Origin of the sequence: Neisseria sp., from assembly GCF_030530745.1 — a bacterium.
Classification (GTDB): domain Bacteria; phylum Pseudomonadota; class Gammaproteobacteria; order Burkholderiales; family Neisseriaceae; genus Neisseria.
In genome coordinates, this window is record NZ_JAUMUI010000048.1 from 1 (window position 1) to 7,317 (window position 7,317).

General features: G+C 52.6%; 5 protein-coding genes and 3 pseudogenes. 4 read left to right on the forward strand and 4 right to left on the reverse strand.

Annotated features, from left to right (window positions below):
• The 4 genes and pseudogenes from Q3970_RS10580 to Q3970_RS10595 form a co-directional block, all read left to right on the forward strand.
• Positions 1 to 187: pseudogene (locus Q3970_RS10580) on the forward strand (hypothetical protein); the annotation flags it as partial.
• A 319-nt stretch (positions 188 to 506) separates the two neighbouring features.
• The gene (locus Q3970_RS10585) at positions 507 to 1,058 is read left to right on the forward strand and encodes an NAD(P)H-dependent oxidoreductase (protein ID WP_303100536.1); all 552 of its coding nucleotides are present in this window, start codon (positions 507 to 509) and stop codon (positions 1,056 to 1,058) included.
• A 10-nt stretch (positions 1,059 to 1,068) separates the two neighbouring features.
• On the forward strand, positions 1,069 to 1,350 hold the full coding sequence (locus tag Q3970_RS10590) for a YciI family protein (protein ID WP_303100537.1): 282 nt from the start codon (positions 1,069 to 1,071) through the stop codon (positions 1,348 to 1,350).
• 17 nt (positions 1,351 to 1,367) lie between these two features.
• On the forward strand, positions 1,368 to 2,312 hold the full coding sequence (locus tag Q3970_RS10595; RefSeq protein WP_303100538.1) for an aldo/keto reductase: 945 nt from the start codon (positions 1,368 to 1,370) through the stop codon (positions 2,310 to 2,312).
• Between the two features lie 68 nt (positions 2,313 to 2,380).
• Here Q3970_RS10595 and Q3970_RS10600 read toward each other — a convergent pair whose 3' ends face one another.
• From Q3970_RS10600 to Q3970_RS10615, 4 genes and pseudogenes are all read right to left on the reverse strand, one after another.
• Positions 2,381 to 2,899, reverse strand: a complete 519-nt coding sequence (locus Q3970_RS10600) for a GNAT family N-acetyltransferase (RefSeq protein ID WP_303100539.1) — start codon at positions 2,897 to 2,899, stop codon at positions 2,381 to 2,383.
• A 100-nt stretch (positions 2,900 to 2,999) separates the two neighbouring features.
• Positions 3,000 to 3,559: pseudogene (locus tag Q3970_RS10605) on the reverse strand (hypothetical protein).
• A gap of 89 nt (positions 3,560 to 3,648) precedes the next feature.
• The gene (locus Q3970_RS10610) at positions 3,649 to 6,456 is read right to left on the reverse strand and encodes a DUF3418 domain-containing protein (RefSeq protein ID WP_303100540.1); all 2,808 of its coding nucleotides are present in this window, start codon (positions 6,454 to 6,456) and stop codon (positions 3,649 to 3,651) included.
• A gap of 86 nt (positions 6,457 to 6,542) precedes the next feature.
• A pseudogene (locus Q3970_RS10615) lies at positions 6,543 to 7,018 on the reverse strand (transposase).
• Positions 7,019 to 7,317: the final 299 nt, after the last annotated feature.

Consider the following 7,317-nt stretch of genomic DNA (forward strand, 5'->3'; position numbering starts at 1 on the left):
ATCCGTTAGGGGGAATTTAGAGGAGTTTTGGGATTTTTGCAAAGGTCTCAGGCTGGTTAAATTTAACGGTGTACGTAAAGCGCATTTTTATTTACACTTGAAGGAAACGGAATTCCGCTTCAACCACAGGCATGACGACCTCTACAAAGTACTGCTGAAGATGTTGCGGAAAATGCCGTTAGGGTAAATTTGCTTCCTAAGCCCCTTTCAAATATTAGAAGATAAAAAACGCCGTCTGAAAATAGTTTTCAGACGGCATTTGTCCAATAAAAGAAACGCTATGAGCGAAGAAGAAAAAACCACCCTCTAATCCGCCTTGCCGCCCCGGCAATCGAGCCTTCGGCGGCGATGGCGTGGAAGATTTGCAGGGCGTTGTAGGTGGAGCTGTTCATTTTTGCCTCCGATTGTTCGTTTTTATCAAATAATCAATTATAGATTACCCGTATTATCATCTGCAATCATGCTTTATAAAATACCCACACTTTCAATCAACAAAGGAAAACAGCATGAGCAATGTTTTAATCATTTCAGGACATCCGAACCTTAAAAATTCGGTGGCGACGGCAACCATTATGGGCGAGTTTGAACAAGGTTTGCCGAAGGCGGAAATCCGCAAACTGGACGGGTTGCATCAAAACTATGCATTTGACATCAAGGCGGAACAACAAGCGGTATTAAACGCCGACGTGATGGTGTGGCAGTTTCCGTTTTATTGGTATGCCATGCCGGCACTGATGAAAAAATGGCTGGACGACGTGTTCCATCACGGTTTCGCCCACGGTTCTACTGCCAAAATCGCCGGCAAAAAACTGCTGGTGTCGATCACCACGGGTGCGCCGGCAGAGGTTTACCGAAAAGACGGCTTTTTCAAGCACGAGATGGCGGATTATTTCGCCCAGTTTGAAACCACGGCGACGCTGTGCGGGCTGGATTTTCAAGGCGTGGAATACTTGAACGGCGTGAGCTATGTGGGGCGGGACGAAGCCAAAACCGCCGGGCAAAAAGCCATGGCGGCGGAATATGCCCGAAAAGTCATCAACAAAATCAAAGCCTTATAAGGAGCAAAATATGTACATCATCAACATCGCATTAAAGCAAAGCAACATCCCCGCCGAACGGGCAGACGCCATGTTCGCCGAACACCGTACTTGGTTCGTCAAATATTTTCAGGCAGGCAAATTTTTGATTTTAGGGCCTTACCTTGACCAAGAACACGCAGGCGTGATTATCGCCCGAACCGAAAACCGTGCGGAGCTGGACGCCATTTTGGCGGAAGACGTTTATTACCCCGAACTTGCCGACTATGAAGTGCGTGAATTTAAAGACGCGATGTCGGTATTACACTCGTAATTTATAAGGAGCGAAAAATGAAAAACTTACCGAAAATTATGCTCGGCACCTGGTCTTGGGGTGCGGGAATGTACGGCGGCGATCAGGTGTTCGGTCAGGCGGTAACGGCGGACGAATTAAAAGAAGTGTTCGCCCTTGCGATGCAGCACGGCTTGAATGCCTTCGACACCGCCACCGCCTACGGATTGGGGGCGTCCGAAGAGATTTTGGGCGAACTGACGGCACCGTACAAACGTGAAGATGTCGTGATTTCCACGAAATTCACCCCGCAATTGGCGGAGATGTACGACAATTCGGTAGAAAAAATGTTTGACGCCAGTGCCAAGCGTTTCAACACCGACTACATCGATATTTACTGGATTCACAACCCGATCGAGTCCGAACGCTGGGTGGCGGGGCTGATTCCGTTGCTCAACGCGGGCAAAGTGAAAGCGGTGGGCGTGTCCAACCATAATTTGGCACAAATCAAGCGTGCCAACGAAATTTTAAACGCAGAAGGCTTCAAAATCGACGCCGTACAAAACCATTTCAGCCTGCTGTACCGCTCGTCGGAAGAGGCGGGGATTTTGGATTACTGCAAACAAAACGGCATCACATTTTTTGCCTATATGACCTTGGAGCAGGGGGCGTTAAGCGGCAGATACAGCCCCGAAAACCCGATGCCCGCAGGTTCGGGACGCGGCGAAACCTACAACAAAGTGCTGCCGCAACTGGTGAAACTCACCGACAAAATGCGTGAAATCGGCGAAAAACAAAACGCAAGCGTGGCACAAATTGCCGTGGCTTATGCCATTGCCAAAGGCACGCTGCCGATTTTGGGGGCAACCAAACCGCACCACATCACCGACGCGGCAAAAGCGGCAACGCTCACCCTCACAGCCGGTGAAATCGCCGAGCTGGAACGCCTGGCAACAGAAGCAGGCGTGGACACCAAGGGTGCTTGGGAAGAGGCGATGGTTTAGTTCTCTGCCATTTTCAGGCCGCCTGAAAAAAACACACCCGAAAACAAAAACCGTTTTCGGGTATTTTTCTAATCCGCCCGCCCGTTTTCCATCTCTTTTTCAAAGCGGAACATTTCATCTGACAGCGCGTCGTGCGCGGGCGGTTCGGTTTCTTTGTTCGGGTGCCGGTCGCGGTAGAATTCCACGATTTTAAAGCCGCATTTCAGGTAAAAGTAAATATTGCGTTTTTCAAAATAGGGGGTGTGGGTTTCCCAAACCTTGGTTTGCGGGTAGCGTTGTTCAATCAGCTTCCACGCCTGTTGTCCGATGCCTTTGCCGTGTTCGGCGGCGGAAATGAAGAACAGTTCCAGCTCGTTGCGCTGTGTGAGCGGATCGGTTTTGACCACTGCCCCGCCGACCGGTTTACCGTCGGCTTCAATCAGCAGGCTTTCGGCGTTTTCGCCCCGCATGGATGATTCGATTTCTTCGCGGCTGATGATTTCTTCGCCCGCCTGCAGCGAATCTTGCACCGCCTGACGGAAGGCGTGCTGTAAGGTTGTGATAAACCAGCTGCGGTTTTCGGAGGCTAAGGGGCGGATATGGAGCATGCTTTTTCCTCTTTCTGTGTCGGCGGTTAAAAACGGAAACCTTTTTCCGTCCGGCGAAAAGGCAGCCTGAAAGATGATTTTCAGACGGCCTTATTTCCAATCAAATATCCAATATCTGCCGCTTTTTCCCTTTCACCGGCGGCAGCCAGGCGAGACCGCCCTGCAGGCTCATGACGAGCATGCGTTCCGGCAGGCGGTATTCGTCGGCACGTGCGGGGTCGATTTCGGTTTGGATTTCGCTATCTCGCCCCTGCTCCGCCAATTGTGCCCAGTTGGGGTTCACCAGCAGGGTTTTGCCCAAGGCGATAAATTCTGCCCAGCCGGTGGCCAAGGCTTTTGCCGCCTGTTCGGCGGTGTAGAGGTTGCCCACGCCGATCAGCGGCAGCCTGCGATGATGTGGCGGATTTGCGCGTCGGTCAGGTCTTCTTCGCCGACGGCTTCAGGCTGGCCGTAAAAGGCTTTGCCGCCGTCCACCAGCGTGGCCGCCGACACGAACAGGCCGAAGCCTTCAAAGCGGTCGTTCAGAAAGCGCCGCTCGTCGGCGGTGATTTGGCCGTTGTCGTCGGAGGCTAGATGGGTCATCGGCGCGACGACGAGGCGGTTTTTGATTTGTACACCGTTGTTTAAGGTGTAGGGTTGGAACAGGTTTTGGTGTGTCATATAAAAATCCTTACCGGTTGAAGTTATGCTGTTTGCGACGGCGACATCCGGCTTTATCGGGTAGAACCGCAAGTCTTTCACGCTCAAAGTCATATTTCATTCAAACTTTCCCACTCTCTTACCAACCTCTTCACCGACACCGGATAGGGTGTTTTCAGTTCTTGCGCAAACAGCGACACCCTTAATTCTTCCAATTGCCATTTAAATGCTTTCAGGCCGCCTGAAAGGGTTTGGTTTTGTTTTTTCAGGCTGCCGGCTTTTTCTTCCCACATCTGTTCCAGCGCCTGAATATCGGCTTCGCGTGCAGCATCGCGGGCGGGGTTGCCGCTGTATTTTTCCATGCGCAGGGTCATGGCTTTGAGGTAAACGGGCAGGCGCGGCCATTGGCTCCAGGGTGTGCGTTGGGCGAAACCGGCGGCCAGCAGGTTTTGCATGCGGCTGCGCAAGAGGGCAGCGAGCGGGTGTTTGCCGTTGCCGAGTTTGGCGTTGAGTTCGGCGTAGGCGGCGGCGGTGTCTTGCAGGTAGCGGCTCACGGCTTCTTTTACGGCGGGCAGGCGGCTCTTGGCGCGTTTGATTTGTTCTTTAAAGGCTTTTTCGCTGCGCGGCAACTCGTCGTCGCCGATAAAGGCGCGGTCGCAGACGGCGGCGGTGAGGTCGTCGCGCAGGGTGTCGGCACTGATGTGCTTGAGCAGCATGGCGGCTTGGGTAAAGCCTTGGATGCCTTTGTTGAGGTCTTTCATCTGCTCTTTGAGCTGGCGCTGCATCAGGGAGATGACGCCTTGGCGGTGGGCGGCTTGGGCGGCTTCGGCTGTGTCAAACAGGCGCAGGGCGATGTTGCCGTTTTTTTCTTTTTGCAAACCCAAAAAGCCCGTGAGCTGCTGTTTGCCGCGGGCGAATTTGATGGATTCGGGCAGGGTGCCGATGTCCCACGCCGTTACGTTGTCGCGCTCGAATTCTTGGGTGTTGTCGCGGAAGGTTACGGCGGCGGCTTGGCCGAGTTCTTGTTGCAGCCCGGCCAGGTTGCGCCCGACAGCCAGCTCCTGCCCGCCGTCGTCGATAATGCGCAGGTTGAAATAGCAGTGTTCGGGCAGTTTGAACGCTTGCCAGTCGTCAAGATTGATTTGTTCGAGCAGGCGCATATCGCCGGCGGTTTTGGCGATAAAGCGGGCAAGCTGGGGGATAACCGGCTCTTGGCGGTTGGGGTTGCTTTCTAAAAATTTGGTGATGAATTCGGGCACAGGCACGCAGATGCGGCGGATTTGTTTGGGCAGGGCTTTGATCAGCAGTTGCAGTTTTTCCCGCAACATACCGGGCACCAGCCATTCAAGCGCGGGGGCGGAGAGACGGTTGAGCACGGTAAGCGGTACGGTGAGGGTTACGCCGTCGAGCGGGTGGTGCGGCTCGAAGCGGTAGGTCAGTTTGAATTTGCCGTCGGCTGTTTTGTAGAATTTGGGAAATTGTTCTTCGGTGATGTGCGCGGCGGCGTGCTGCATCAGGTCTTCTTTGCTGAGAAACAACAGGCGCGGGTTTTCCTGCTCGGCTTGTTTCAACCAGCTTTGGAAGGTGCGGATGTCGGCGAGGGGTTTGGGGGTTTCAGACAGGCATTGTCGGTTCAGGCCGTCTGAAACCGTAGGTCGGGCATTCATGCCCGACGGGGTCTGTGCGCTTGTGTTGGCGGTGTCGGGCATGAATGCCCGACCTACATTGTTTTCAGACGGCGTATACATTTCAGGCAGCCGTTGATGGTAAAAATCAAACAGCGCTTCTTCGTCCACCAACACATCCTGCTTGCGCGATTTGTGTTCCAGCTCGGCGATTTCGCGGATCAGCTTTTTATTGTGGACAAAGAAATCGGCTTTCAAATCGCATTCCTGCGCCACCAGCGCGCTGCGGATAAAGATTTCGCGCGCTTCTTCGGGCGCGACGCGGCCATAGGCGACGGGGCGGCGCGGCAAAACCGTTAAACCATAAAGGGTTACCCGTTCGCTGGCCACCACTTCGCCGCGTTTCTGCTCCCAATGCGGCTCGAAATAATGGTATTTCACCAAATGCGGCGCTTCCTGCTCGATCCATTCGGGCTGGATGGCCGCCACATCGCGGGCATACAGCCGCGTGGTTTCGGTGAGTTCGGCGGCCATCACCCATTTGGGCTTGGATTTGAACAGCGCGGAAGCAGGGAATAAATGAAAGTGCGAACCGCGCGCGCCGGTGTAGTCGCGGCCGTCGGGCGATTTCATGCCCACGTTGGCGATCAGGCCGGTGAGCAGGGCGCGGTGGATTTGTTCGTAGCCCGCTTCTTTGGCGGCACGGATTTGGGCGCGGTGCTGTTTTTTATCCAGTTGTTTTTGTTTGAGTTTGGCAGATAAATCTTGGTTGCCTGCCTGTTCAGACGGCCTTAACTGCGCTTGCACGGGCGGCCGTCTGAACGCCTTCTCGCGCGAGGCCAAACCCATTTCAATGACGGTTTCAGCCAACTGCCTGTGCAGCTCACGCCATTCGCGCATCCGCAGGTGCGACAGGAAATACTGGCGGCACCACTGCACCAGCTGTTTGTTCGACAAGCCTTTGTCGCGCTCGCGCTGGAAGCTGTCCCAAATATTCAGATAGGCCAGAAAGTCGGACTGCTTGTCGGTAAACCGCTCGTGCGCCTTGGCAGCGGCTTCGCGCGCCTCGAGCGGCCGCTCGCGCGGGTCTTGAACGGAAAGGGCGGAGGCAATCACCAATATTTCCGCCATGCAGTCGTGTTTTTTCGCCGCCAACAAAATGCGCGCGATTTTCGGATCGATGGGCAGCCGAGCCATTTGTTCGCCGAGTTTGGTCAGGCGGTAGCGTGGTTTGGTTGGTGTTTTCAGGCCGTCTGAAAGGGGTTCAGACGGCATATTTGTATTGCTTTTCATGTTTTGCATAACGGATTGGTAGGTCGGGCATTTATGCCCGACATTTTGGGTTGTTTCTTGGTTTGAGTCGGGCATCAATGCCCGACCTACTCGTAATCAAAATCTTGGTTAACTCCGCCCCAATTTTCGGGGTAAATGCCTTGTTTCACATATTTGTGAAAAGTGGAAAACGGCCAATCTTTTGCCGCCTGCACATAACCGTGTTTCACCGGGTTGAAATGAATGTAATCCATACAATTGGCAAAATCTTCATCATTTCGTATGCAATGCTCCCAGAAGCGTTGTTGCCAAATGCTGCTTTGGCGTTTTTTGACTTCGTTTGCGGTTTTCTCCATGTTGTCATAATGCTTGCAATGATGGCTGACATAACGCTTGATTTGGTTCCAGCGCGTTGAAAAATCAGCATCGTTTTCAGGCATTTGCCAAATGGTGTGCAGGTGGGCAAAATAACCAAGGCTTCGGTTTTAAACGGGTATTTTTGCCGCACCGTTTTCAATGCCGTTTTTAAAACCGGCATTACATCGGGGTTGGTCAATATCGGGCGGCGTTGGTAAGTGACCACCGTGAAAAAATAGAGCGAACCTTGTCGGTAAAATCGTCGGTATTACATTTTGTTTTCCCGTTATTTATTTTTGATTTTATATTTGAATCATTTTGTAGGTCGGGCATTTATGCCCGACATGGTTGTGTTATTTACTTTTTGTCAGACATAAATGCCCAATCTATGAACTATTTTTTTTTACCATCTTCATCTTCCCAGTATGGCAATATTTCTTCACGCAGATATAAAGAATGCTGCAAAATAGTAGGGGCTTAGGAAGCAAAATCATCAAATTTCATGATAAGCTTCTGATATGCCGA

Excerpts from the sequence above, each read along its gene's own strand:
- Q3970_RS10585 (WP_303100536.1), top strand. The coding sequence starts at position 507 with ATGAGCAATGTTTTAATCATTTCAGGACATCCGAACCTTAAAAATTCG.
- Q3970_RS10590 (WP_303100537.1), top strand. The coding sequence starts at position 1,069 with ATGTACATCATCAACATCGCATTAAAGCAAAGCAACATCCCCGCCGAA.
- Q3970_RS10595 (WP_303100538.1), top strand. The coding sequence starts at position 1,368 with ATGAAAAACTTACCGAAAATTATGCTCGGCACCTGGTCTTGGGGTGCG.
- Q3970_RS10600 (WP_303100539.1), bottom strand. The coding sequence starts at position 2,899 with ATGCTCCATATCCGCCCCTTAGCCTCCGAAAACCGCAGCTGGTTTATC.
- Q3970_RS10610 (WP_303100540.1), bottom strand. The coding sequence starts at position 6,456 with ATGAAAAGCAATACAAATATGCCGTCTGAACCCCTTTCAGACGGCCTG.